25 protein-coding genes and 1 tRNA gene are annotated in these 24141 nt (G+C 60.5%); 12 read left to right on the top strand and 14 right to left on the bottom strand.

What is annotated here, in order from left to right; translation table 11 throughout:
* Positions 1–155: 155 nt before the first annotated feature.
* The 3 genes from DWY95_RS09545 to DWY95_RS09535 form a co-directional block, all read right to left on the bottom strand.
* The gene (locus DWY95_RS09545; RefSeq protein ID WP_118553339.1) at positions 156–1070 is read right to left on the bottom strand and encodes a DUF6017 domain-containing protein; all 915 of its coding nucleotides are present in this window, start codon (positions 1068–1070) and stop codon (positions 156–158) included.
* A 227-nt stretch (positions 1071–1297) separates the two neighbouring features.
* A complete protein-coding gene (rlmD, locus tag DWY95_RS09540) occupies positions 1298–2671 on the bottom strand; it encodes a 23S rRNA (uracil(1939)-C(5))-methyltransferase RlmD (protein WP_118553338.1) in 1374 nt (457 codons plus the stop codon).
* A gap of 24 nt (positions 2672–2695) precedes the next feature.
* Positions 2696–3547 (bottom strand): AraC family transcriptional regulator, encoded by an 852-nt coding sequence (locus tag DWY95_RS09535; protein WP_118553337.1) that lies wholly within the window; start codon positions 3545–3547, stop codon positions 2696–2698.
* Positions 3548–3751: 204 nt separating this feature from the next.
* On the opposite strand from DWY95_RS09535, the gene DWY95_RS09530 reads away from it, so the two are divergent.
* Positions 3752–5044, top strand: a complete 1293-nt coding sequence (locus DWY95_RS09530) for a galactokinase family protein (protein ID WP_118553336.1) — start codon at positions 3752–3754, stop codon at positions 5042–5044.
* 118 nt (positions 5045–5162) lie between these two features.
* Here DWY95_RS09530 and DWY95_RS09525 read toward each other — a convergent pair whose 3' ends face one another.
* The 10 genes from DWY95_RS09525 to rpsF form a co-directional block, all read right to left on the bottom strand.
* A complete protein-coding gene (locus DWY95_RS09525) occupies positions 5163–5492 on the bottom strand; it encodes a hypothetical protein (RefSeq protein WP_097792027.1) in 330 nt (109 codons plus the stop codon).
* 45 nt (positions 5493–5537) lie between these two features.
* Positions 5538–5987 carry a hypothetical protein gene (locus DWY95_RS09520; protein WP_118553335.1) on the bottom strand — a complete coding sequence of 150 codons (450 nt, stop codon included), beginning with the start codon at positions 5985–5987 and terminating at the stop codon, positions 5538–5540.
* A gap of 320 nt (positions 5988–6307) precedes the next feature.
* The gene (malQ, locus tag DWY95_RS09515) at positions 6308–7780 is read right to left on the bottom strand and encodes a 4-alpha-glucanotransferase (RefSeq protein ID WP_118553334.1); all 1473 of its coding nucleotides are present in this window, start codon (positions 7778–7780) and stop codon (positions 6308–6310) included.
* A gap of 15 nt (positions 7781–7795) precedes the next feature.
* Positions 7796–8638 (bottom strand): carbohydrate ABC transporter permease, encoded by an 843-nt coding sequence (locus DWY95_RS09510; RefSeq protein ID WP_118553333.1) that lies wholly within the window; start codon positions 8636–8638, stop codon positions 7796–7798.
* A complete protein-coding gene (locus DWY95_RS09505; RefSeq protein WP_118553332.1) occupies positions 8638–9489 on the bottom strand; it encodes a sugar ABC transporter permease in 852 nt (283 codons plus the stop codon). Before DWY95_RS09505 ends, DWY95_RS09510 begins: the two co-directional genes overlap by 1 nt.
* A gap of 89 nt (positions 9490–9578) precedes the next feature.
* The gene (locus DWY95_RS09500) at positions 9579–10925 is read right to left on the bottom strand and encodes an ABC transporter substrate-binding protein (RefSeq protein ID WP_118553331.1); all 1347 of its coding nucleotides are present in this window, start codon (positions 10923–10925) and stop codon (positions 9579–9581) included.
* A 56-nt stretch (positions 10926–10981) separates the two neighbouring features.
* Positions 10982–12001, bottom strand: coding sequence for a LacI family DNA-binding transcriptional regulator (locus tag DWY95_RS09495; protein WP_118553330.1), 1020 nt, complete (start codon positions 11999–12001; stop codon positions 10982–10984).
* A 427-nt stretch (positions 12002–12428) separates the two neighbouring features.
* Entirely contained in the window at positions 12429–12686 is a 258-nt protein-coding gene (gene rpsR / locus DWY95_RS09490) for a 30S ribosomal protein S18 (RefSeq protein WP_022256536.1), read from the bottom strand.
* Positions 12687–12731: 45 nt separating this feature from the next.
* Complete coding sequence (locus tag DWY95_RS09485) at positions 12732–13211, bottom strand: single-stranded DNA-binding protein (protein WP_055189169.1); 480 nt, start codon at positions 13209–13211, stop codon at positions 12732–12734.
* Between the two features lie 30 nt (positions 13212–13241).
* Complete coding sequence (gene rpsF, locus DWY95_RS09480) at positions 13242–13526, bottom strand: 30S ribosomal protein S6 (protein ID WP_097792034.1); 285 nt, start codon at positions 13524–13526, stop codon at positions 13242–13244.
* Between the two features lie 324 nt (positions 13527–13850).
* On the opposite strand from rpsF, the gene DWY95_RS09475 reads away from it, so the two are divergent.
* On the top strand, positions 13851–15047 hold the full coding sequence (locus tag DWY95_RS09475) for a cation:proton antiporter (RefSeq protein ID WP_118553329.1): 1197 nt from the start codon (positions 13851–13853) through the stop codon (positions 15045–15047).
* A gap of 142 nt (positions 15048–15189) precedes the next feature.
* On the top strand, positions 15190–16122 hold the full coding sequence (locus tag DWY95_RS09470; RefSeq protein WP_118553328.1) for a carbohydrate kinase family protein: 933 nt from the start codon (positions 15190–15192) through the stop codon (positions 16120–16122).
* 126 nt (positions 16123–16248) lie between these two features.
* Here the strand turns inward: DWY95_RS09470 and DWY95_RS09465 are convergent.
* Positions 16249–16324, bottom strand: a tRNA-Gly gene (locus DWY95_RS09465).
* A gap of 155 nt (positions 16325–16479) precedes the next feature.
* On the opposite strand from DWY95_RS09465, the gene DWY95_RS09460 reads away from it, so the two are divergent.
* The 9 genes from DWY95_RS09460 to rpmA all read left to right on the top strand — a co-directional run bounded on the left by DWY95_RS09460 (position 16480) and on the right by rpmA (position 24032).
* Entirely contained in the window at positions 16480–16848 is a 369-nt protein-coding gene (locus DWY95_RS09460) for a hypothetical protein (protein WP_118553327.1), read from the top strand.
* Positions 16845–17771: a DnaD domain protein gene (locus DWY95_RS09455; protein ID WP_097792038.1), complete on the top strand. Its 927-nt coding sequence runs from the start codon at positions 16845–16847 to the stop codon at positions 17769–17771. The genes DWY95_RS09460 and DWY95_RS09455 overlap by 4 nt, the downstream gene beginning before the upstream one ends.
* 9 nt (positions 17772–17780) lie before the next feature.
* Complete coding sequence (locus DWY95_RS09450) at positions 17781–18761, top strand: ATP-binding protein (RefSeq protein WP_118553326.1); 981 nt, start codon at positions 17781–17783, stop codon at positions 18759–18761.
* 79 nt (positions 18762–18840) lie between these two features.
* On the top strand, positions 18841–19653 hold the full coding sequence (locus DWY95_RS09445; protein WP_118553325.1) for a M15 family metallopeptidase: 813 nt from the start codon (positions 18841–18843) through the stop codon (positions 19651–19653).
* Between the two features lie 17 nt (positions 19654–19670).
* Positions 19671–20954: an insulinase family protein gene (locus DWY95_RS09440; RefSeq protein ID WP_118553324.1), complete on the top strand. Its 1284-nt coding sequence runs from the start codon at positions 19671–19673 to the stop codon at positions 20952–20954.
* The gene (locus tag DWY95_RS09435) at positions 20947–22266 is read left to right on the top strand and encodes a pitrilysin family protein (protein WP_118553323.1); all 1320 of its coding nucleotides are present in this window, start codon (positions 20947–20949) and stop codon (positions 22264–22266) included. Before DWY95_RS09440 ends, DWY95_RS09435 begins: the two co-directional genes overlap by 8 nt.
* Position 22267: 1 nt before the next feature.
* A complete protein-coding gene (lgt, locus tag DWY95_RS09430) occupies positions 22268–23308 on the top strand; it encodes a prolipoprotein diacylglyceryl transferase (protein ID WP_243082685.1) in 1041 nt (346 codons plus the stop codon).
* A gap of 146 nt (positions 23309–23454) precedes the next feature.
* The gene (gene rplU / locus DWY95_RS09425; protein WP_179859485.1) at positions 23455–23766 is read left to right on the top strand and encodes a 50S ribosomal protein L21; all 312 of its coding nucleotides are present in this window, start codon (positions 23455–23457) and stop codon (positions 23764–23766) included.
* A 14-nt stretch (positions 23767–23780) separates the two neighbouring features.
* Positions 23781–24032, top strand: a complete 252-nt coding sequence (rpmA, locus tag DWY95_RS09420) for a 50S ribosomal protein L27 (protein ID WP_055187699.1) — start codon at positions 23781–23783, stop codon at positions 24030–24032.
* Positions 24033–24141: the final 109 nt, after the last annotated feature.

Genomic DNA, 24141 nt, shown 5'->3' with positions numbered 1-24141 from the left:
GCTTGCCCGTTTTCATGGACAGGGCAATGGTTTTCTGGGTGACTTCTTCCTGCATTCAGCATTCCTCCTTGGCAGGTAGTCGGAAAAGCGGCAGCTAGGGTGGAACCACCAGCCGCCGCAGGTAAAGGGGTCTCATGGGTGGACGCTCCTTTCGGTCAGTTGTTGGGCGGGCGGCCCCAATCAGGCTGCGCCATATCGTGCGCCACAAGGGACGCATAGTAGCTGTTGATGGTGCTGGGCGCGTTAAAAAGCATGGCCCGCAGGTATTGCTTGATGTTGCGGACTTTGGTGGTGTTGTCCCGCAGGCAGTCCATGACGAACTCGATGTGATGGCTGTCCAGCTTCAAGAATTTCGCCTTGACCAACTCTGCCGGGTAATCGTCCCCGGCCACCCGGATGGACTTGCGGGAAGTGCAGACGGTTTCCAGCAGGATGTCCACGATCTCGTCCAGCTGTTCCCGGTCTATCCGGGGATTCTGGGTGAGGGTGTCATACTCGATGTTCTCCAAAATCAGGTCCCGGTAGATTTGACAGGCCGCTTCCTTTCGGCTTCCTGTCCGTTCCGGCGGCGGTGCCGCTGCCTCGTCCTCGTCCAAAGGCAAGGGGTTTGGGGAATGGATAGGAATGGAATCGGTATTTAATCCCTCTTTCTTTTGTTTTTCTGTAATTAGTTTATCTTTATTTAATTGCATTGGATTTTCCAACGTAGGGTTTTCCTGCGTGGGATTCTCCAACGTTGGATTTTCCAATGTAGGTGAAACCGATGCAGGAACGGGCTGCGGCAACTCGAAGATCACATAGTCTGCACCGCGCAGCCGTCCTTTCTCGTCCCGTTCTCTGGAACGCTGGATGTAGCCTGCCTGTTCCAGTTCCCGGATAGCCTGCCGTATCGCGTCTATGCTTTCCCGGTTGATACGGGCCAGCCCTTGCAGGGTGTAGTCCCAATCTTCCGGCAGGGAGAGCATTTGGGAGAGTAAGCCTTTGGCTTTCAGGGACAAGGCCCGGTTCCGCAGGTGGTGGTTTGACATGACCGTGTAGCCGCTGTTCTTTTCTACCCGAAAAACTGCCATTTCACGGATGCCTCCTTTCTGTTTTTGGGCAAAGAAAAAGCCGCAGGCTTTTTGTGAAAGTCTGCGGCTATGCCGATTGTTAGATATTCAATTCTTTGTGTTTCCGCACTCCATATCAATTACCACCGAAACAGTAATGTGATTTTCAATGCGTTTGTTGCGGAGTTTATCGCCCTCGCCATCGAACACAACGTGACGAGAAAATAACGTAAAACGGAGGATTTCTACTAGATTTCTCTTTGTAGCGAAACTATCGCTTCGACGTGTTTCGTCCTCGGAAACAGATCCACCGGCTGGACCTTCTCGGTGCGGTAGCCTTGTGTTTCCAGCCACTTGGCGTCTCTTGCGGCGGTGGAGGGGTTGCAGCTGACGTAGACGACCCGGCGGGGGGACATGGCGACGACGGCGGAAAGGGTGGCCTCGTCACAGCCTTTGCGGGGCGGATCGAGGACGATGACGTCGGGGTGGAGACCCTCGGCGGCGAGCTGAGATGCGGCTTTGCCCGCGTCGGCGCAGAAAAAGCGGCTTCTGGCGGCGACGGCTTCGCCCATGCGGGCCGCGTTGGCCTTGGCGCTGTCGATGGCTTCGGGGACGATCTCCACGCCGATGAGCGAGCGGCAGCGGTCCACCATCGAAAGGCCGATGGTGCCCATGCCGCAGTAGAGGTCCAGCAGAAGGTCGTCCGGCTGGAGCTGAGCGTATTCGGCGGCGATGCCGTAGAGCTGCTCGGCGGCGAGGGTGTTGACCTGATAGAACGACAGGGGGCCAAGCCGCACCGGAACGCCGCAGAGGGTGTCTTCGATGAAGCCGGGGCCGCAGAGGGTGTGGGTCTCCGTGCCCAGAATGACGTTGGTGTTCCTGGGGTTGACGTTCACGAGGACGGTGGCAATGTCCGGGAACTGTGCGGTCAGCTGCTCGACGAGTTCGGCGCTGTGGGGGAGCTTTGCGCGGGTGCAGACGATGCAGACCATGATCTGGCCGCTGTGCGCACCCCGGCGCAGGAAGATGTGCCGCACCAGGCCCTTGCCGGAAGCCTCATCGTAGGGCTGGATGCCGTGTGCACCGAAAAAGCTGCACAGTGCGTTGCCGATGTCGTTCAGGATGCCGGGCTGCAGCTTGCAGTCGGGGCAGGGGACGATGCGGTGGGTGCGACCGGCGTAGAAGCCGATGCAGGGTGCGCCGTTCTTGTCACGCCCGACCGGGAACTGGACCTTGTTGCGGTAGCGGTCCACTTCGGGGGAGGGGAGGGCGTCCAGCACCGGCACATCCAGCCCGCCGATGCGGCGGAACGCATCGACGACGTTCTCCTGCTTGGCCCGCAGCTCGGCAGCGTAATCCAGGTGCCGCAGGCTGCAGCCGCCGCAGGGGCCTGCCACGGCGCAGTCCACGGGGATGCGGTCCGGCGAGGGGGTGCGCAGGGTGTCCAGAATGCCGAAGGCATAGCGGCCGCAGTCCTTGACGATGCGGATGTCGGCTTCGTCGCCGGGGGCAGTGCCGGGCACGAACACGGCCTCGCCGTCCGGCGAGTGTGCCACGCCGCTTCCGTCGTTGGAAAGCCGCTCGATGGTCAGGGTCAGCACCTGATTTTTCTGTAAGGGCATGGGGATTCTCCTTTTGTGGTGGGGTTATTCCGAGGCTTCGGGGGCGTCGGTCTGGGACGCCAGATATTTGCTGGGCGGCACGCCCTTGGCGCGCTTGAACACCCGCGAGAAATAGAACTGGTCAAAGAAGCCGACTGAGATGGCGACCTCGGCAATGGACAAGTTGCCCGCGCGCAGCAGCTTGCAGGCTTCGTTGATGCGGTATTCGGTCAGATAGTCGATGGGGCTTTTGCCCACATTCAGCATGAACACCCGGTACAGGTGGCTGCGGGAGACTCCCACGCTCTTGGCCACATCGTCGATGGAGATATCGTGCGAGTAGTTGAACTGGATGTACTTGATGGCGTTCAGCACATACTGGCTCGAAGACGAAGTGCTGTGGGGCTTCGACTCGCTGGTCTCCTTCATCAGGGAGGAGATGAAGAGATAGAGGTAGCCCACCATGGCGGCCTCATCCTGGGGCTGAAGCCCGCGGGAGGAGTAGATGTTGGTCAGGGCCGTCCGCATCCCTTCGGGGTCGCTGGTGTGGTGGACGGGTCGCTCGTCTGTAAAGGGCAGCTGTGCGGCCAGTTTGTGGGCGCAGGCCCCATTGAAGCCCACCCAGCTGTACTCCCACGGCTGCTGCTCATCGGCTGTGTAGCGGATGAGCTGGCTGGGCCGGGCAAAAAAGAGGTCGCCGGGGACCACCTCAAACGTATGGCCGCCCACCTCAAAGGTTCCCTTGCCGGAAACGACCAGGTGGATGAGGTAATGGTCCCGGATGCCGGGGCCCCAGGTCTGGCCCGGAGCGCACCGCTCCAGGCCGCAGTTAAAGATGGACAATTCGATGTTGTTGGTGTAATTCTGCTTGAAGGACTGTTTGTAAACGTCTGCCATGTGGCTCTCCTCCCATCCGCTGCATTCGTAACACCAGTATATCATAATTGAACCTGCAAATTCAACAAAAGTACATCCGAATCTTTGACTTTCGCGCCAAAATTTGTTTTTTTGCAAAATCAAATTGCAAAATGGGGACGCTTCGATTACAATAGAGTTATCTTTTACAAACAGACTGCGGGTTTTCTTTGGGGAGGAACAGCCATGGCGACCAGTATGCAGCTCAGACGGGAGATCCTGGCAGGCGGGCGCGACGCCGCACTTGCCGCACTGTATGGGGCAGACCCGGCGGTGTTGGCGCGGCAGCGGCAGCGCTACGCGGATGCGCTGGAACAGTTCGAACGATACTTCGGGCCGGGCCGGCAGGTGCACATCTACTCGGCACCGGGGCGGGCTGAGCTGGGCGGCAACCACACCGACCACCAGCACGGCTATGGTCTGGCGGCAGCTGTGATGCTGGACCTGATCGCCGTGGCGTCCCCCAGTGACGACGGCTTCATCCGGGTGAAATCCCGCGGGTTCAACAAGCTGGACGTCATCGACCTGAGCGAGGCGGAGCCGCAGGACGGCGAAAGCACCCATTCGGCCAGCCTCATCCGGGGCATCGCGGAGGGGTTCCGGGCCAGGGGCAGGGCCGTGAATGGTTTTGATGCCTACACCGCCAGCAATGTGCTGCGGGGGTCGGGCCTGTCCAGCTCGGCGGCGTTCGAGATGGGGATGGCCGTCATCCTGAACGGCGAGTACGGCTGCGGCCTGCCGACGCCGGAACTGGCGAAGATCTGCCAGTATGCGGAGAACACCTACTTCGGCAAGCCGAGCGGCCTGCTGGACCAGCTGACCAGCGCGGTGGGCGGCGTCATCTTTGCGGACTTTGCCGACCCGGCCCAGCCGGACATCGAGAAGATCCACGCCGCCGGGCTGCTGCCGGAGGGGATGAGCCTTTGCGTTACCGACACGCGCGGCAGCCACAGCGAGTTGACCGGCGAGTTCGCTGCCATCCGGAACGAGATGGAAGCGGTGGCGTCGCAGTTGGGGGGCAGGGTTCTGGGGCAGGTGCGGGAGGCCGACTTCTGGGCGGCGCTGCCCCGCCTGCGCACTGCCTGCGGCGACCGTGCCGTGCTGCGGGCCGCCCACTACTTTGAGGAGAACGCCCGTGCACTGGTCCAGCGGGATGCGCTGCGGGCCGGGGACTTTCCGGTCTTTCTGAAGGCCATTGCGGCCAGCGGCCATGCCTCCTACACCCTGTGCCAGAACGTCTACTGTTCCACGGATGTGCGGCATCAGGGGCTTTCGGTGGCGCTGGCACTGAGCCAGACGCTGCTGGAACACAGCGGCGGAGCCTGGCGGATGCAGGGCGGCGGCTTTGCAGGCACCATCCAGGCCTTTGTGCCGCAGCGGCTGGTGCAGATTTACCACGACGCCATGGAAGGTGTCTTCGGCAAAGGCAGCTGCTACATCCTCCGCCTGCGGGAGCAGGGAGCAGTCCGCGTCATCTGAAATGTGCAAAAAAAAGAAAGTGCTCTGCTGTCCAGAACAGCGGAGCACTTTGCTTTTTGGAATGGAAAACGGACCCGTTCAGCACGGGTGAACTGACGCCGAAGGCGGCTGAGAGAGCTCAGACCCCGCGCTCCTGGCGCTTCTGACGCATATCGTCGGTGTAGCTTTGCAGCGCCGACAGGGTGTCGTCGTGGAAGCCGAACCAGTTGACGAGATTGTTGTAGGTGTTCTCTGCGAAGTTGTAGGCCGAGCGGAACACATGGAACAGCAGCATCGGCACGAATGAGAAGGACAGCGAGAGCACACCGCCGCTGAAGAAGAGATCGTCCAGACGGAGCCGGTCCGTGAAGTCATTCCACGCATCGGCCAGCTCACCGCCGCCAACAATCTGAAACTGCTCTGCTTCCGGGATGCGTCCATAGGAAGCGGGCATCTGCAATTCTTTCATAGAAAAGCTCCTTTCTGTGTCAGAGTCGGGTGGTCAGGCAAAGGCTCAGGCCGCCGTCAGCGCGGCCGCGGAGGCTGCGGTGGGGTCAGTCGTGGTGGTGCCGGTGGAAGAACCGTCGTTGTAGTAGTTGTTCTTCACGTCGGTGTAGATGTTCAGCGCATTGTTGATGAGCTGGACGGCATAAATGTAGGCCGCATAGCCTGCAAAACCGGTGAAGAGCACCGTGGCAGCCTTGCCAACGGTGGTCTGGCGGCCCCAGTAGTGCTTGATGGAACCGCCGAGGGTCAGGCCGTCGTTGCGCATGTTGATGAGGCCGGTGACGGCACCGGTGAAGGCAGCCTGACCCAGCAGGCGGATGAGGTTGGTGACGAGGTTGTATGTAAACTGCTGCGGCGAGATGACATCGGCACCGCCCTCGATGTAGATCATTTCATCCTCGGAGATGGGAGCATAGGCTGCCGGAAAATGCAGCGAAGTCGAACTGGTATATTCCATGGCGGGAAAACTCCTTTCGTACATCAGAACCGCCGGAAAGCGGATCATAAACTAAATGGATTATAGCATATTCCACCAAAAACAACAAGAGAGCGAAGGTTTGAAAGCTGTGGGGGTTTTGTGAACGGTTTCAAAGCAAAACTCAAAAAACAAACGCAGGGAAGCGGAAAAACAAAGACGCGCATCCCAGGGCCCCGGTGAAAAAATGTTGTGTGAAATTTGTGCCAAAAAGAAACGGCGGGCCGGATGCAGTGCCACAATGCAGGGCACCGCACGGCTCGCCGTTCGGGATGGAGAAGCTATCAGAAGGAGAAAAACGCTTACTCTGCCGCCGGGGCCCGGTCATACAGGGTCGTCAGATCGGCGATGTGGTCCGCCAGCAGGCTCGTCAGGGGCGTGGTCAGACGCCACTGCCAGTTGGAGCCCTGTGTGCTGGGGGTGTTGATGCGGGCTTCGGCACCGAGGTGGAGCCAGTCCGCCATCGGGATGATGGCCATGTCCGACACGCAGGAAAGGCAGGCCGCAATCATGGCTTCGGTCAGGTCTTTGGGGGTGCAGCGCAGATACCGGCAGGCGTAGTGGACATCTTCCGGGCTGGCAGTCGCCCGCCAGCCTTCGGTGGTCACATTGTCGTGGGTGCCGGTGTAGACGACGCTGTTCCGGGTGTAGGTGTAGGGCAGGTAGTTGCCCGGCTCCCGGCTGTCGAACGCGAACTGCATGATCTTCATGCCGGGGTAGCCGCTGGCGGCCAGCATGGTCTTGACCTCCGGGGTCAGATAGCCCAGGTCCTCGGCAATGATGCCGCCCTGCCCCAGCGCCTCGTGCATGGCGTCGATGAAGGCGCGGTCCGGGCCTTTGACCCACTTGCCGCCCGCTGCCGTGGTGTTCCCGGCGGGGATGGAGTAGTAGCTCTCGAAGCCGCGGAAGTGGTCGATGCGGACGACATCATAAATGGAGGTGGCGTGTTTCATCCGGCGCTTCCACCAGGCAAAGTGCTCTGCTTCGTGGCGGGGCCAGTCGTAGAGCGGGTTGCCCCAGAGCTGGCCGTCGGCCGCAAAGGCATCCGGCGGGCAGCCGGCCACCTGGGTCAGGTGGACCTGCCCATCGGTCTGGAAGAGCTCCGGTCGGGTCCAGAGGTCGCTGGAATCCGGGCTGACGTAGATGGGGATGTCGCCCACCAGCTGAATGCCCTTTTGGTTGGCGTAGGTCTTGAGGGCGCTCCACTGAGTGAAGAAGAAAAACTGCACGGCCTTGTGGTAATCCACCGCATCGGCCAGCCGCACACGGGCGGCGGCCAGAGCCGAAGGCTCACGGGTGCGCAGCGCGTCGGGCCAGTCGGCCAGACCCGCTTGCCCCTGCTCGGCTTTCAGGGCCATGAACAGGGCGTAATCGTCCAGCCAGAAGTCCTGCGCGGCGCAGAAATCGGTGTAGGCTTTGCTGGGCTCGGCCAGCAGCCGGTCTGCGGCCCGTTTCAGGATCGCGGGCCGCTCGTTGTACAGCGCACCGTAATCCACGGTGCCGACCGGCACCGGAGCGGGGACCTCATCGGGGGTGAGCCAGCCGTCCTCGGCCAGCACCCGGTAGTCGATGAAGTAGGGATTCCCGGCAAAGGCGGAAAAGCTCTGGTAAGGGCTATCGCCGTAGCCGGTGGGGCCGATGGGCAGGATCTGCCAATAGGTCTGTCTGGCGCGGGCCAGAAAATCCACGAAAGCGAAGGCCTCCGCCCCCAAAGTGCCGATGCCGAAGGGACCGGGCAGGCTGAACACGGGCATCAGGATACCGCTTGCGCGCATGTGAACCCCCTCCTCTTAACCCTTGACAGCGCCGGCAACGACGCCCTCAATGATGTATTTCTGGCAGGTGATGTAGAGCAGGATGATGGGGATGATGGCGATGATGATGCAGGCCATCATGGGGGCCAGCTCCACGCGGCCATAACCGCCGCGGAAATACTGGATGGCCATGGGGATGGTGCGGTACTTCTTGATGTCCAGCACCAGAGTGGGCAGCAGGTAGTCGTTCCAGACCCACATCGTTTCCAGAATGGCGGTGGAGATCATGGTCGGCTTCAGGATGGGGAAGACGATCTTGAAGAAGATCTGGATGGGGTTGCAGCCGTCGATCATGGCAGCCTCTTCGATCTCAATGGGGACGCTCTTCATGAAGCCGGTGAACATGAACACGGCCAGACCGGCACCGAAGCCAAGGTAGATGATGCAGATGTTCCAGGGGGTGTTCAGCTTGAGGGTATCGGCCGTCTTGGACAGGGTGAACATGACCATCTGGAAGGGGACGACCATCGAGAAGACGATGAGCAGGTTCATGAACTTGCTCAGCTTGTTGTTCACGCGGGTCAGGTACCAGCCCGTCATCGAGCAGCAGAGCAGGATGAGCGCCACACTGGTCAGGGTGATCAGCAGGCTGTAGCCCAGGCTGGAGAGGAAGTTCATCTTGAAGATGCCGTAGGTGTAGTTCTCCAGGGCGACAAAGGTCTCCTTGGTGGGCAGTGCGAAGACGGTGGAGGTGGTGAAGGTGCCTTCCTTCTTCAGACTGTTGATGAAGATCAGGGCGATGGGGTAGACCCACAGCAGGCAGAGCAGAGTCATTATAACGGTGAGCACATTGTCCCACAGATGTTTACGTTTGATCATTACTGCTGTACCTCCTTGGAACGAGTGAAGTGGAGCTGGATCATGGAAATGACGACCACGATGAGGAAGAAGATCACAGCCTTTGCCTGGCCGATGCCCTTCCACTGCGCGCCGGAGCGGCCATAGAAGGTGTTGTAGATGTTCAGGGCCAGCATCTCACTGGCGTTGGCAGGCTCGCCGGCCGTCAGGGCGACGTTCTGGTCGAACAGCTTGAAGCTGTTGGTCAGGGTGAGGAAGGTGCAGATGGTGACGCTGGGCATGACCATGGGCAGCTTGATCTTGAACAGGATCTCGTGGTCAGAAGCGCCGTCGATCTTGGCGGCTTCGATCAGGTCACCGGGCACACTCTGCAGGCCGGCCACATAGATGATCATCATATAGCCGATCTGCTGCCAGCACATCAGGATGATCAGGCCCACGAAGCCTGCCTTGGCGTCCAGAGCCAGCAGCGGCTTCTGGAGATTGGCCAGCACACCGTTGAGCAGGATCTGCCAGATGTAGCCCAGCAGGATGCCGCCGATCAGGTTGGGCATGAAGTAGACCGTGCGGAACAGGTTCGTGCCCTTGATGCCGCGGGTCAGCACGAGGGCGATGGCGAACGCGCAGACGTTGATGAGCACAGTGGACAGCACCGTGAACGCTGCCGTGAAGCCGAAGGCGTGGAGGAAGGTGGAATCCTGGAAGACGGAAATGTAGTTCTGGATGCCCACAAAGGTGGTCTTCGACACGGTGGTGAACCGCTGGAAGGACAGGTAGATGCCCCAGATGAAGGGCCAGATGAAGCCGATGATGAACGCGATGAGGGTAGGCAGCACGAACACCGGCCAATATTTGCTGATGGCCTTTTGCATGATATACCTCCAAATCCAAAAAAGAAGGAGGCGGGCGAACCGCTCGCCCGCCTCCCGTATTTGTCAGCTGTTAAAAACGCTCTGCGGCATTAGCCGTTTGCCAGCTTGTACTCCTTGGCCCAGCCATCGACGAAGGCAGTGACCACAGCGTTCCAGTCACCGGTGCCTGCTGCATAAGCAGTCAGTGCGCTGCCGACGCCGTTCTTCCACTCCTCGGAAGGCATGGTGGAGAAGCACCAGTCCACACTGGTCTTGCCAGCGGCGACGTAGTCGTTTGCAATGGCGATCAGCGGGTTGGTGGAATCCTTAGCAGCCTTGAAGGGGATGACGAAGCCCATGTCGTCTGCCATAGCAGAAGTGCCGGTCTCGGAGGTGACGCACCAGTACAGGAAGTCCAGAGTGGCCTGGATGTCCTCATCGGATGCAGTGTTGTTCACGCACCAGTAGTTCTCGGAACCGGTGCACAGGCCCTGGTTCTCTTCGCCGTCCACGCCGATGTAGATGGGCAGCATGCCGAGGTTGTCGTCGCCCAGAGAGGAGACATCGCTGTAAGCCCAGGTGCCGTTCTGATAGAAGACAGCCTTCTTGCCCACGAACTCAGCCACAGCGTCGTTGCCGGTCTTGGAAGCCAGCAGCTTCGGGTCGCAGGTGGAGTCGGTGATGTACAGGTCCCAGATCTGCTTGTAGTTGTCCAGATAGGTGCCCTTGATGGCGTCGGTAGAGCCGATGCCGTCTGCCTTGTACTCGTAGTAGATGGGCAGGTTGGCCAGATGGGTCTTGAAACGCCAGTCGGAAGAACCGTCCATGCCGGCGGAGGTGAAAGCACCATCGACGCCCAGCTCAGCCTTGCGGGCCTGGATGTCGTCTGCGACCTTCTTCAGGTCGTCAAAGCCCTTGATGTCGTCCTGGGTGTAGCCAGCGGCGGTCAGCAGCTCCTTGTTGTAGATGATGCCGTAGGTCTCGATGACGTAGGCGATGCTGGTGACGGCGTCGCCGTCCTTCAGTGCGAAGGAGTCGCTGGTCAGTTCGCCGTACAGCTTGCTGCCGGACAGGTCGTAGCAGTAATCTTTCCAGTTGGCCAGACCGACGGGGCCGTTGACCTGGAACAGGGTGGGAGCCTCGCTCTTCTCCATCTCGCTCATCAGGGTGGTCTCATACTGGCCGGAAGCTGCGGTCACGACGGTGACAGGCACGCCGGTCTCCTTGGTGTAGGCAGCAGCCAGATCCTGCCAGGCCTGATCCTGCTCCGGCTTGAAGTTCAGGTAGTAGACTTTGCCGCTTGCACCGGAAGCGGATGCGCTGGCGGAAGCAGCGGTAGAACCGGCAGCGGAGGAAGCGGTGGAGCTGGAAGAGCCGCCGCAGGCAGCCAGACCCAGGGCAGCGGCAGAAACGCCAGCGGCCTTCAGAAAATTACGACGAGTGATCATCTTTTTCATAGTGTGTTCTCCTTCTTATTGATTGCTTATCTATCGCACCGCCACGATGGGCGGAGTTAAACAGATTCAAACCGGCGGCGGCAGGGGCAGACGCTTTCGCCCTGCTGCAGCTCCGGCTGCAGAGTCACGGTCCGGGCCGAGGCACCGTGCTCGATCTGCCGGATCAGAAGCTCGATGCTCTGCAGCGCGATCTGCTCACTGGGCTGGACGATGGTGGTCATCACAGGCACACAGTAGCGGGACATCGTGATGCCGTCAAAGCCGATGACGGAGACGTCCTCCGGCACGCGGAGCCCGGCGCTGACCAGCGCCCGGATGGCACCAAAGGCGATGACGTCGCTCATCGCGAACAGGGCGGTGAACTCGGCCCGGCGGGCCAGCAGGCTGTTCATGGCGTGGTATGCGGACTCGAAATCGTAGTTCGACAGGCCGTAGAGCTTGTTGTCGAAGACGAGGCCCGCATCCTCCATGGCGTCCTGTGCGCCCAAACGGCGCATCCGGCTGGGGAAACTTGTGGCCGGGCCGCCCAGCACAGCGATCTTGCTGTGCCCCTGTGCAATGAGGTGGGCGACCGCAGTGCGGGCAGCCGCCCGGTCGTCCACGCCGACCATCGACAGATTGGGGAAGCTCAGGTCGTGGGAAACGAGGGTGGCCAGCACCGAAGGAACGGTGATGTTGGAAAATCCATTCTGGAAGTTGCTCACGCTGCCGCCCAGGAAGATGATGCCCTTGGGCTTGATCTCCCGCAGGATCTTTTCGGCGGCGTCGATCTCGTTGGCGTTCTCGTCCAGATAGGAGACGATGCCGTTGTATCCATACAGAGTCGCGGCCCGCTGCAATTGTACGAGAAAGTCAGAGAAGAAGAGGTTGCGTGTGCCCTTGACGACGAACACCAGACTGCGGGACTGCTGGATCTTCAACTGCCGCGCGTTGGTGTTGGGGGTGAACCCCGCTTCCCGCATGACCTTCAGAACGTGTTCTTTCGTTTCCGGCCGTACATCGGGCCGGTCGTTGATGACACGGGAGATGGTGCTGACGGAACAGCCGCTGATGCGGGCGATGTCTTTGATCGTCATGGCGCATCTCCTCACTTTCTGTAAAACCATCGGGAACGTTGTCGGGAACGTTTCCAATGGCTATAGTATGGCACATTTTGTTCAAAAAATCAATCATGTTGGAGCGATTTCGTAAAATGTGTACAAAGAATCGGTTCGGCGTTGTGCAGTTTGATTTGCCACTGCGTCAAAACTCTGATTTGTTTCAGAAATTCCCGGAAATGAATCGCAACAGGCCGGGATAACCGTACCACTTTGTAACTTTTTGGCGGGAGAACGTGCAGCTTTGTCGGCAAAAACAAGAAAGTCCCGGAACCACAGACGCCAGAGAGCGGGTGGGTTCCGGGAACCGAAAAACGGGCAGAAAAAAGCGCCTTCCCCTTGTCATCGGGGAAGACGCTTTGCTGATTGCTGATTATTTTGAACTGGGTTGATAAAGTTCTGAAGATTAGTCGCTGACGTAGGGCATCAGAGCAACGTGACGAGCACGCTTGATGGCGACGGTCAGTGCGCGCTGATGATAAGCGCAAGTGCCGGTCACACGGCGGGGGATGATCTTTGCACGCTCAGAGACGTACTTACGCAGACGGGGCACGTCCTTGTAATCGATGGTGTCGATGCGATCGACACAGAAGCTGCAAACCTTCTTGCGGCCGCGGCGGATGGGGCGCGCGGGGCGAGAGCCTTCGGTTCTTTCAAAAGCCATTGCTTATTACCTCCTATAAGATTTTAACGGATAGACCGTTTCGGATCAGAACGGCAGGTCGTCGCTGTCGTCGATGACGGCGAAGTCATCTGCACTGCCGGCAGAATAGCTGGGAGCTGCCTCCACAGCGGCCGGGCGGGCAGGGGCTGCGTTCTGGTAGGACGGAGCAGAATTCTGATAATTTGCTCCGCCGCCCTGGTTGCTGCTCTTGGGGCCTGCAAAGTTGATGTTGTTGGCCACAACTTCCACAGCGGTGCGGTTGTTTCCCTGCTTGTCCTGATACTGGCGGGTCTGAAGCGAACCTTCAATGGCGATCAGACTGCCCTTCTGGAAATACTTCGAAACAAACTCGGCCTGCTGACGCCATGCGACGATGTCGATGAAATCAGCCTGGCGCTGCTCGCCCTGGCGGGCAAAATTGCGGTCGCACGCGATCCGGAAACTGCACACATTGGTGCCGCTCTGGGTGGTGCGGAGCTCCGGGTCCGCCACAAGGCGGCCCATGATAGCAACAACATTCAACATAGAACAGACTCCTTTTTGATCACGGAGAGATTACTCCTCGTGGGCAACGATCAGGCTGCGCATAACGCCTTCGGTGATCTTGTACACACGGTCCAGCTCAGCGGGGAAGCTGGGCTCGCTGGTGAAGTTGATCACGGTGTAGACGCCTTCCTCCTCGTCGTTGATGGGGTAGGCCAGACGGCGCTTGCCCCACTCGTCGATGGAATCGATCGTACCGTTAGCCTCGATCAGGGACTTGAACTTACCCACCAGAGCGGCGGTAGCCTCCTCGTCGAGAGCGGCGCTGGTAATCAGCATGGTTTCGTACTTTGCCATTTTGTAGCACCTCCTTTTGGACTTGAGGGCCTCAAGGTTATGAGGCCAAGGTACACGATCCTGCGGTTTCACAGGACTGTGCGGTGTGTCTGTTCAGACAGCAATTTATTATAGCAAGTGTTTGGCACTTTGTCAAGCATTCCGGCAAAAAAATCTGCACGAAAATAAAACGGGTCTGCGGCTAAACTTTAGCTGAATTTTCGCTGGGATGGCTTTGATTTTCACAAGCCGACAAGTTATAATGTAAAATAGGGTAGGTCAGGACGCGCGGTCGGGCCTGCCGGGCGTGAAAAACGCAAAATTGAGTAAAGGAAGGTCATTTGAATGTATTCGGTCTTTCGAAACCTCGCCATCATCATCCTCACGGCCAAGTTCTTCGGGCTGGTGGCCCGCAAGTGCAAGGCCCCGCAGGTGGTGGGCGAGATCATCGCGGGCCTGCTGATCGGCCCCTGTGTGCTGAATCTGGTCCACATCAGCGATACCATCTCGGTCTTTGCGGAGATCGGCGTGGTGCTGCTGATGTTCTCCACCGGCCTTGGCACCAACCTGAAGGAGCTGATCAAAGCCGGCCCCATTGCCACCCTTATCGCCTGCGTGGGTGTGGCTGTGCCGCTGGCGGGCGGCACACTCCTTTATAGCATCTTCTATGGGTTTGCTGCCGTGGGCAGCACGGAGTTTTACAAGGCGCTTTTCATTGGCACCATCATGACGGCCACCAGCGTTTCCATCACGGTGGCGGCTCTGCAGGAGATGGGCCATCTGAAGAGCTTCCTCGGCACGACCATCGTGAGCGCGGCAGTCATTGATGATGTCATCGGCATCGTGGTGCTGACCTGTGTGCTGGGTGCCGGTTCCGGCACCGGCACCGGCCTGGGTAAGGTGCTCTTCAATACGGTGCTCTTCTTTGCCACGGCCATCGGTGTGGGCCTCATCGCACACTTTGCGATGAAGTGGCTGGACAAGCGCAACCCCCACACCCAGCGCATCACCATCGTGAGCATGGCGTTCTGCTTTGCCATGGCCTACATCGCCGAGGAATACTTCGGCATCGCAGACATCACGGGTGCCTACATTGCCGGCATCGTGCTCTGCTCCATGGACGACGCATCTTATGTGGAGCGCCGGGTGGATATCAGCAACTATGTGCTGTTCGCACCGGTCTTTTTCGCGAGCATCGGCCTGAAGACGGACATCAGCGGCCTGACGCCGCAGATCCTGCTCTTCAGCGTCTGCTTCGTCATCATGGCCCTCATCACCAAGGTCATCGGCTGCGGTCTGGCGGCAAAGATCTGCCGCTTCAACTGGGCCGACTCGCTCAAGGTGGGCGTCGGCATGATGACCCGCGGCGAGGTGGCCCTGATCGTGGCCCAGAAGGGCCTGGACATCGGCGTGGTGGACCCTGTGTACTTCACGGCGGTCATCCTGCTCATCGTGGTATCTTCGGTGGCAACACCGCTGGTGCTGAAGGTGCTCTTCACCAAAGCCCCGCCGACACCGCATCCGAGCCAGAGCGAAGCATAAAAATGGGAGGTCCATCCTGGGGGATGGGCCTCCTGTTTTTTGTTGGACGCGGAAAATGGCACAATTTCCGAAGAACGATGGATTCCTGCCGGAAGATAGTGTATAATGAGGAAAATGTAAAATCCGGAAAGGAATTTTTCGTATGGGAATCGTAGTCATCGGCGCAGTTTTTGTGGACATCAAGGGGTATCCGCTCTCGACTTACATCCCCGGCGGACGAAACGCCGGGCGCGTGGAGCAGGTGCACGGCGGTGTGAGCCGCAACGTGGCGGAAGATATCGCCAACGTGGAGCTGCGGCCTACCTTTGTGGGCCTGGTGGATGATACCGGCATGGGTCTGGACGTCATCGAGAAGCTGAACAACCACAAGGTCAACACCCGGTTCATCCGGCGTGTGCCGGATGGCATGGGCACCTGGCTGGCCATCTTCAACAACGACGGCGACGTCTGTGCAGCCATCTCCAAGCGGCCGGACACCACCCCGCTGATCGGGCTGCTGGAAGAGCAGGGAGACGAGATCTTTCGGGACTGCGACAGCATCGCGCTGGAGCTGGACCTCGAAAAGGAGACCGTCAAGCAGACGCTGCGCTACGCCAAAAAGTACGGCAAAAAGGTGTACGCAGTGGTCTCCAACATGAGCATTGCGATGGAGCGCCGGGACTTTTTGCAGCAGATCGACTGTTTTGTCTGCAACCAGCAGGAGGCCGGGCTGCTCTTCTCGGACGATTACGGTCATCTGGAACCGGAGGAGATGTGCCGGGTGCTGGCGGCCAATGTCCGGAGCGCAAACATCCCCTGCATGGTGGTCACCATGGGCGACAAGGGCGCAGTCTATGCCCAGGCGGACGGGGACTGCGGCGTTGTTCCGGCCAAGAAGGTGGACGTCATTGACACCACCGGCGCGGGCGATGCGTTCTTCGCGGGCACCGTCATCGGCCTGACTTACGGCAAAACACTGGCGGAATCCTGCGAGATCGGCAGCCGTCTGGCCGCATCGGTCATCTGCATCACCGAAAATGTCTGCCCCCGCTTCCGCCCGCTGGAATTCGGGCTGGACGTGCCGGTCGTGGATTGAAACAGGGGGATTTCTTCACCGTTGTGCCATCTGACGGGGAACCCTCCACCAGGAAACAGCTTGAACCGAGAACAAAAATGAAAAACGGCAGAGCATCTGAAATTCAGACACTCTGCCGCTTTATTTTGGAGCAGGATACGGGACTCGAACCCGCCGCCTACTGCTTGGGAAGCAGTCGCTCTACCGGATGAGCTAACCCTGCAAGCTACCCTATTAGTTTAGCAAAGGTGAGCGGATTTGTCAACTGTTATTTGATTCATTTTTTCGGGGTTCTTTTTTGAACCTCTGCGGCTTTTCTTTGTCTGCAAAAAATGCTATACTAAAAAGGACAATCTGTTTTTGGAGAGAACCTGTATCATGATCTTTGTCCCATTGCTGCACTACTTCAAGTGCAAAAATTCATACAGCGGCAGCGAAGCCGGGATGCGGTATCTGCTCACGCCCGGCAAGCGCACGGTGCCCGACCCGGATGGCGGGGAGGGGGCCGAAAAAGAGGAGGCTATCCTCACGGTGGACATCTGGCCGGACCCCTGGGCGCTGGACCAGACCGACCCCGCGCTGCGCCGCCGCGAAGTCTTCCCGCTGAGCGACGCGGGCCGCGCCGCTGCCGCGCAGTGCATGAAGGAGGCCTTTGAGGCCGAGCCGGAGCGCTGGAAGAACACCCCCTCCATCCTGGATTGCGAGCCGTGGGCACCGCCTGCGGCGGAGGAGGAAAAAACTGAATGATCTACCGTTTGAAAGAGCAGAAGGGCGATGCCATCGCCGTGCCGCAGCTGGTGTTTTCCAAGCTGGGCATCGCGGAGGAGTACAATGTCCGGGTGGCGCTGTATGTGTTGGCCACCGGCGTGACCGACCCGGAGAAGATCTGCGCAGACCTCAAGCTCCGCAGTAAGATGAGCGCTGAGAGCGCGCTGGCCTTCTGGGCCGGTGCGGGTCTGCTGGAACGCTACGAGGAGAACGCCGCACCGGGCGAGGAACCCAGCGCCCCGGCCCCCATGACCTGGGCCGAGATCGCAGCGGCCTCCCGCACCGACCCGATGATCTCCAGCCTCATTGACTGCGCACAGGCCGGGTTTGCCCGTCCGCTGACCCACAGCGAGATGGAAAAGCTCGTCAATCTGTACATTGTCGAGGGCTTTGCGCCGGAGACTGTCATGCTCTGCGTGGCCTATGTGGCCAGCAGGGGCAAGCGGACGATGGGGGCTGTGAGCCACGAGCTGAAGGTCTGGCGCGCCGAGGGCGTGGAGTCCGGCGAGCAGGCAGATGCGCACTTACAGCTGCTGGCCCTCCGCGCCCAGCGGGAGCAGTACGTCAGCGGTCTGCTGGGCATTGCTGAAAGCGAACTGACCCTCGGCGGGCGAAAAGCCATCGCTCGCTGGTACGAGGTCTACGGTTACGACGATGCCATGGTGGAGGAAGCCGCCGTGCAGGCCGGTGCCAAGCGGGACCTGTGGTACTGGAACAGCATCCTCAAGACCTGGAACGCCAAGGGCTTGCGCACCGTCCACGATGTGCGCGGGCCGGTGGCCGGAGCGGGCGCCAGCCGGAACCTCCGGGTGGACCGCGAGACGCCCAGCGGAAACGACTTCCTCAAAAACGCTGTCCGCCGCCGCTCCCTGCGGAAACAGCCGGACGAAGCATCGCAGTAAGGAGAAATTATGCGTACCAAACGTGAACTGTATCAGGAGGCGATGCGGGCCGTCGCGCTGCGGCGTCAGACCGCGCGCGCCAACGCCGAGGATGCCCGCGCCGCAGCCGAAGCGGCCGTCCCGGCCCTCCGCCACGCCGAAGAAGAGGTGCGGGTGCGGGGTGTGCGCTGTGCGCTGGCCGGTGCTTCCGGCAAGGACCGCACCGCCGCTGCCGCCGCACTGGCCAAGGCAAAACAGGAGCTGACGGCTCTGCTGGCGTCCAGCGGACGCCCCGCCGATGCGCTGGAACCGCATTTCACCTGCAAAAAATGCCAGGACACCGGCACGTTCGAGGGGCACACCTGCATCTGCGTCCACAAGCTCATGCAGAAACTCCGCCGCGAGGAGATCGAGAGCCTGTCCAGCCTGTCCATTTCCAGCTTCGATACCATGGAGCTGCACTACTACCCGAACACCATGGACGACAAGCTGGGCGAGCCGGTCCGCAGCTACATGGGCGGTCTGCTGGCGGAGCTGCGCGCGTATGCCGAAGAGTTTGACCGCAGCAGCGAGAGCCTGATGCTGTTCGGCAATGCGGGCCTGGGCAAGACCCACGCGGCCCTTGCCATTGCGGGCATCGTGCTGGAAAAGGACTTCGATGTCATTTACGTGTCCAGCCCGGACTTTTTTTCCAAGCTGGAAGCACTGCACTTTGGTGCAGACCCCGGCGGCGAGGAGGAGACCCTGCTGCAGACCGCAGCCGGGGCCGACCTGCTCATTCTGGACGACCTGGGCACCGAGTTCAATTCCAACTTCTTCCTGAGCACCCTGTACAGTCTGCTCAACAACCGGCTGGGGGCGCACCTGCCCACCATCGTCACCACCAACATCACGGACGGCGCACTGCTGGAAAAGCTCTATACCGAAAAGATCTCCAGCCGCCTGTCGGCCTTCGTGCCCTGCCTGTTCGCCGGGCAGGATATCCGCAGCCAGAAGGCGCAGGAAGTATAAATGTTCATAAATAAGGTGTATCCTGAACAGGCTGCACCACAACGATAGAAAATGATCCAAAGAGATGGGGTAAACTGATATGCAGAAACGATCGCCCGCCAGGCGGATGACCTACCGGGAGTGGAAGATCCGCAAATGTCTGCGGCTGGCGCGGAACTGGGTGCTTTTTCTGGCCGCATGCGGCGGGGCCGTGGCACTGATGGCCACCGGCATCCTCTGGCTGCTGCCCAAGGCCCACGCCCTGATCGCGGGGCCGGTGCCCTTCACGGCGCGGAACTACGACAGCAGCTCCTATGTGTTCGACGCCGCCGACGACCGGCTCGTGGTGGTGAACGCCAACCTCGCGCTGGAAGAAGAGCCTGCGCCGGAGCTTGCAGTGGCCGACGACGCCACCGGCGAGCAGCTGGAGGCCGAGGCCGCTTCCGCTTACCGCAGCATGGCCGAGGCCGCGCAGACGGACGGAGTCGAGCTGAACCTTGTGACCGGCTGGCAGGATGCGGATGCCCGCACCGCCGCCTACGAGGCCCGCCTGACCGCTTACAGCGCCGAGAACAGCCGCCTTTCAGCTGAGGAAGCCGCCGACCACACGGCCTCTTTGCAGCCTGCGGCCAGCACCAGTGAGCAGGGGACCGGCTACTGCGCCGACATCCTCTCGCCGGACTGCACCGAGAAGACGGCAGCTTTTGCCGAGACCCGCGCCTATGAGTGGCTGACGGCCTATGCCGCCGAGTACGGCTTCATCCTCCGCTGGCCGGAGGACCGCCAGAGCGCCACCGGCATGGTCTACGCCCCCTGGCACTGGCGGTATGTGGGCGTGGAGAATGCCTGCGCCATCCGGGAGTCCGGCCTTGCGCTGGAAGAGTTCCTCGCGCTGGAACGCGCAAAATCATAAATCCAAAGGAGAAACCATTGAAACGAACCGAGATCGCGCCCGGCGTCCATCTTTCGTGGGACCCGGCGCCAAAATTCAACCGCTGCCGCATCAGCCTCCATTTCGCTTTCCCGGCAAAGCGTGAGACGGCCACCGCCCACGCGCTGCTCCCGCTGGTGATGGAGCGCGGCTATGCGGACTGCCCCGATATGACCCAGATGACCAAAAAGCTGGCCCGCCTGTACGGCGCAGACCTGACCGTGGACGCCCGCCCGCTGGGTGCGAACCACAACCTCTGCGTCAGCGCCACCGGCATCAAGAACCGCTTTGCGCTGGAAGGGGAGGACCTCACCCGCGAATACGCCGCACTGGCGCTGGGCACGGCCTTTCATCCCGCCTTTTCGGGCGGCGTGTTTGACCCGGAGGCTGTGGCCATCGAGAAGCAGATGCTCCGCAAATCGCTGGAAGATGAAGTGAACGAAAAGCGCATCTACTGCCAGCGGCAGGCCAACCGGGAGTTCTTCGGAGCCAGCCCCGCCGGCATCCGGCAGGAGGGCTATCTGGAAGAGGTGGACGGCCTGACGCCGGAGACCCTGACCGCCGCCTACCGCGAAATGCTGGAGACCGCACAGATCGAACTGCTCATTCTGGGCTGCGGTGAGGCAGAGACCCAGGCCGTCACGCAGGCGCTGCTGGGGGAGCTGGCCGCGGTGGCCCGCCGCCCGGTGCCGCTGTGCGAAAATCTGGCGATGCCCCGGCAGGAGGCCGTGCGGAAGACGGAATGCTTCGACACCGTGCAGGCCAAACTCTGTATGCTCTTCACGCTGGGCGAGCCGATGCAGCCGGACCAGATGGCAGCTGTCCGGCTGGCCATGGCGCTTTACGGCGGCAGCGTCACCAGCCGCCTGTTCCTCAACGTGCGGGAGCGCGACCACCTGTGCTACTACTGCTCGTCCAGCTTCCAGAGCTTTACGGGCAGCATGGCAGTGAACAGCGGCGTGGAACACGCCGACGCTGCCCGCGCCGAACAGGCCATCCTGAAGGAACTGGACGATCTGCGCCACGGGCCCATCACCGAAGAGGAACTGGAAGACTGCCGCCTCTCCCTGCTGAGCGGGATGGCGGGCATTGAGGACAGCCTGGGCGGCATCGAGACCTGGTACTATATGGAGGTGCTGCGGGGCGGGGCCGTGCAGACCCCGGACGAGGCCCGTGCGGCCCTGCGCGCCGTCACCAGAGAGGACGTCCGCACAATCCTGCGGCAGCTGACGCTGTCCGTGAGTTACCTGCTGACCAGAGAGGAGGGGCCGGCCCATGTCTGAATTGCAGAGCAAAGCCCTCGCGGAAGCGGCGGCAGACCAGTGGAAGGTGCTTCCTTCCGGGCTGACGGTCCTCGTGCGGCCCATGCCGGGCTATTCCGGCACCCATGTCATCTATGCCACCCGCTTCGGCTCCATTGACCGGGACTTCCGCCTGAACGGGCGGGAGGTGCATCTGCCCGCCGGTGTGGCGCATTTTCTGGAGCACAAGATGTTCGAGGATCAGGACGGCGACGCTTTCGCCAAGTTTGCGAAGACCGGTGCCAACGCCAATGCGTTCACCAGCTTCGACCGCACCTGCTACCTCTTCACGGCCACCCAGCAGCTGGACGAAAGTCTGGATGTGCTGCTGGGCATGGTGGGGCACCCCTATTTCACCGAACAGACCATCGCCAAGGAGCAGGGCATCATCGGGCAGGAGATCAAGATGTACGATGACAGCGCCGACTGGCGGCTCATCACCGGCTTGTGCGAGTGCCTTTACCACAGCCACCCCATCCGCAGCGACATCGCGGGCAGCTGCGAGAGCATTGCGGAGATCACCCCCGGAATGCTCTACGACTGCTGCGAGGCATTCTATGCCCCCGGCAATATGGTGCTGGCAGCAGCAGGCAATACCACCATGGAGCAGGTCCTGGCCGCCTGTGCGCGCCACGGCCTGCTGGACCCCCGCCCCGAAGAGCGGGTGCAGCGCCTTTGGGCCGACGAGCCCATGACGCTGGCAGCTGCGGAAAAGCGCATCCGGATGCCGGTCTCGAAGCCCTGCTTCGGCCTCGGCTTCAAGGAAGCACCCCTAGCACCGGACGACCTGCGCAGCGAGATGCTGTACGACCTCGTCCTCTGCTGCATCTGCGGCGGGATGTCGCCGCTCTACCGCCGCCTGTACGATTCCGGCCTGACCAATCCCGGCTTCGGCGGGGAAGTGCTGCGGGTGGACGGCTGCTGCTGCATCCTGTTCACCGGCGAGAGCGACGAGCCCGACACCGTGAAGCAGCTGCTTCTGGATGAGATCGAACAGGTCCGCCGTGCGGGCATCGACCGGGAGGTCTTCACCCTCTGCAAGAACGAAAAGTACGGCCAGCTGATCGAAAATTTGGAAAATGTGGAGGACTCGGCCAGCCAGATGGCAGACTTCGCCCTCTCCGGCCAGACGGTCGTCCAGCAGATCGCAACGCTGGCGGCGCTGACCGCCGAAGACGCAGATGCCGCCTTGCAGACCATCCTGCAGCCGGGCCGGATGGCAGCGATGTACATCGACCCGGACGGCACGGCAGACCTGCCCGACACGGACGACGAAGCAGAACTGGAGGACTGACATGACGCATTTGACGAATCTGGTAGAATTTCCGGCACTGGGGCTCAGCTTTCCGCTGAACCGTGTTGCCTTTTCCATTGGCGGCATCAACATTTACTGGTACGGTGTCTGCATCGCGGTGGGCATGTGCCTGGCGCTGGTGTTCGCGTTCCGCCACGGGGTGGAGTTCGGCGTGGACGCCGACGCCATGGTGGACGTCATCCTCATCGGTGTCGTGATGGGCATCCTCTGCGCCCGGCTCTACTATGTGGCGATGGCACCCTACAATTACGATTCCCTGTGGGAGGTGTTGGCCATCCGGGACGGCGGGCTTGCCATCTACGGCGGCATCATCGGCGGCTTTTTGTTCGGCGGTCTGGCCTGTAAGTGGCGCAAAGTGCCGGTGCTGCCCATGTTCGACCTGGCCGCGATGGGCTTTCTCATCGGGCAGGGTTGCGGCCGCTGGGGCAACTTCTTCAATCAGGAAGCCTTTGGCTGCAACACCACCCTGCCCTGGGGCATGTACAGCGCCGCCACCCACGACTATCTGCTCAGCAGCGTGGTCACAGCGCCCAAAGGCGTGATCATTGACCCGAATCTGCCGGTGCATCCCACCTTTCTGTATGAGAGCATCTGGTGCTTCGTGGGGCTGTTCCTGCTGGTGCGGCACATCAAAAAGCGGAAGTTTGCGGGCGACATCGCCCTGCGCTACCTCATCTGGTACGGCGTGGGCCGGTTCTGGATCGAAGCTCTCCGCACCGACAGCCTGCTGCTGGTGCCCTCCATCGGCCTGCGGGTGTCGCAGGTGGTGGCGGCTGTGGCCGTTGTGGGCGGCATCGTCGCCGAGGTCCTTCTGACGAAAAAGTACAAGGGCAAGCCGCTCATGGTGCCGCTGGCCCTTACCACCGAGAACCGCGCCCTCGCCGCAAAGGCGAAAAAGGCAGACCCTGCGTTCCGGCTAGAGCCGGAAGAATTGGCCGCGTCCAGCCCGCGCGCCCTCTTTGTGGAGCGCACCGAGGCCTACAACAAAACGGTGAAGGAGCAGCTGACCTCCGTATCCTGAAAAAACTTTGCGGGAATGCGCAAAACCTCTTGCAATCGGCTCATTTTTCTGCTATACTATTCTAGCCGCTTGGTGTGGGCACCGCAAATGGCCCCGTAGGGGTCTGCCTTTACGACCAGCGAGTACAACGAAAAGGAATGAAACAAATGTACGCAATCATTGTTACCGGCGGTAAGCAGTACCGCGTGGAGCAGGGCGACATCGTCTACATCGAAAAGCTGGACGTTGAAGCTGACTCCGAAGTGAAGTTTGATCAGGTTCTCGCTGTCGGCGAGGAGGGTTCGGTCAAGGTTGGCGCTCCCGTTGTTGAGGGCGCTTCCGTCTCTGCCAAGGTCATCAAGAATGGCAAGGGCAAGAAGCTGAACATCATCACCTATCGCGCAAAGAAGCACAGTGCTCGCCGCATGGGCCATCGTCAGCCCTATACCAAGGTTGAGATCACTGCGATCAACGGCTAAGGAGGAAAATTACAATGGCACATAAAAAGGGCGTAGGCAGCACCAAGAACGGCCGTGATTCTGCGGCTCAGCGTCTGGGCGCAAAGCGTGCAGATGGTCAGTTCGTTCTGGCCGGCAACATCCTTGTTCGTCAGCGTGGCACCCACATTCAGCCGGGTGAGAACGTTGGCAAGGGCAGCGATGATACCCTGTTTGCTCTGGTTGACGGCACCGTCCGCTTTGAGCGCGTGGGCAAGAGCGGCAAGAAGTGCAGCGTGAAGCAGTAACTTCTGCCTGAAAAACTGCAACCTGAAGAGCCGGACCCTTGTGGCCCGGCTCTTTTTTGAGTGATTTGAGTGAAAAGCAAGGACCTCTCCGGCAATGCCCTGCATTGCG

Source organism: Faecalibacterium sp. AF28-13AC (genome assembly GCF_003478405.1).
GTDB lineage: Bacteria > Bacillota > Clostridia > Oscillospirales > Ruminococcaceae > Faecalibacterium > Faecalibacterium prausnitzii_E.
This window is presented reverse-complemented; position numbering and strand designations above follow the sequence as displayed.

Bases quoted from the DNA above. Each gene is read 5' to 3' on its own strand.
- DWY95_RS09435 (WP_118553323.1), top strand. From the start codon at position 20,947: ATGTCTGAATTGCAGAGCAAAGCCCTCGCGGAAGCGGCGGCAGACCAG.
- DWY95_RS09485 (WP_055189169.1), bottom strand. From the start codon at position 13,211: ATGTTGAATGTTGTTGCTATCATGGGCCGCCTTGTGGCGGACCCGGAG.
- DWY95_RS09445 (WP_118553325.1), top strand. From the start codon at position 18,841: ATGCAGAAACGATCGCCCGCCAGGCGGATGACCTACCGGGAGTGGAAG.
- rlmD (WP_118553338.1), bottom strand. From the start codon at position 2,671: ATGCCCTTACAGAAAAATCAGGTGCTGACCCTGACCATCGAGCGGCTT.
- rpmA (WP_055187699.1), top strand. From the start codon at position 23,781: ATGGCACATAAAAAGGGCGTAGGCAGCACCAAGAACGGCCGTGATTCT.
- DWY95_RS09470 (WP_118553328.1), top strand. From the start codon at position 15,190: ATGGGAATCGTAGTCATCGGCGCAGTTTTTGTGGACATCAAGGGGTAT.
- rpsR (WP_022256536.1), bottom strand. From the start codon at position 12,686: ATGGCTTTTGAAAGAACCGAAGGCTCTCGCCCCGCGCGCCCCATCCGC.
- DWY95_RS09500 (WP_118553331.1), bottom strand. From the start codon at position 10,925: ATGAAAAAGATGATCACTCGTCGTAATTTTCTGAAGGCCGCTGGCGTT.
- DWY95_RS09495 (WP_118553330.1), bottom strand. From the start codon at position 12,001: ATGACGATCAAAGACATCGCCCGCATCAGCGGCTGTTCCGTCAGCACC.
- DWY95_RS09505 (WP_118553332.1), bottom strand. From the start codon at position 9,489: ATGCAAAAGGCCATCAGCAAATATTGGCCGGTGTTCGTGCTGCCTACC.
- DWY95_RS09455 (WP_097792038.1), top strand. From the start codon at position 16,845: ATGATCTACCGTTTGAAAGAGCAGAAGGGCGATGCCATCGCCGTGCCG.
- DWY95_RS09545 (WP_118553339.1), bottom strand. From the start codon at position 1,070: ATGGCAGTTTTTCGGGTAGAAAAGAACAGCGGCTACACGGTCATGTCA.
- malQ (WP_118553334.1), bottom strand. From the start codon at position 7,780: ATGCGCGCAAGCGGTATCCTGATGCCCGTGTTCAGCCTGCCCGGTCCC.
- DWY95_RS09525 (WP_097792027.1), bottom strand. From the start codon at position 5,492: ATGAAAGAATTGCAGATGCCCGCTTCCTATGGACGCATCCCGGAAGCA.
- rplU (WP_179859485.1), top strand. From the start codon at position 23,455: ATGTACGCAATCATTGTTACCGGCGGTAAGCAGTACCGCGTGGAGCAG.
- DWY95_RS09535 (WP_118553337.1), bottom strand. From the start codon at position 3,547: ATGGCAGACGTTTACAAACAGTCCTTCAAGCAGAATTACACCAACAAC.
- DWY95_RS09475 (WP_118553329.1), top strand. From the start codon at position 13,851: ATGTATTCGGTCTTTCGAAACCTCGCCATCATCATCCTCACGGCCAAG.
- lgt (WP_243082685.1), top strand. From the start codon at position 22,268: ATGACGCATTTGACGAATCTGGTAGAATTTCCGGCACTGGGGCTCAGC.
- DWY95_RS09460 (WP_118553327.1), top strand. From the start codon at position 16,480: ATGATCTTTGTCCCATTGCTGCACTACTTCAAGTGCAAAAATTCATAC.
- DWY95_RS09450 (WP_118553326.1), top strand. From the start codon at position 17,781: ATGCGTACCAAACGTGAACTGTATCAGGAGGCGATGCGGGCCGTCGCG.
- DWY95_RS09530 (WP_118553336.1), top strand. From the start codon at position 3,752: ATGGCGACCAGTATGCAGCTCAGACGGGAGATCCTGGCAGGCGGGCGC.
- DWY95_RS09520 (WP_118553335.1), bottom strand. From the start codon at position 5,987: ATGGAATATACCAGTTCGACTTCGCTGCATTTTCCGGCAGCCTATGCT.
- rpsF (WP_097792034.1), bottom strand. From the start codon at position 13,526: ATGGCAAAGTACGAAACCATGCTGATTACCAGCGCCGCTCTCGACGAG.
- DWY95_RS09510 (WP_118553333.1), bottom strand. From the start codon at position 8,638: ATGATCAAACGTAAACATCTGTGGGACAATGTGCTCACCGTTATAATG.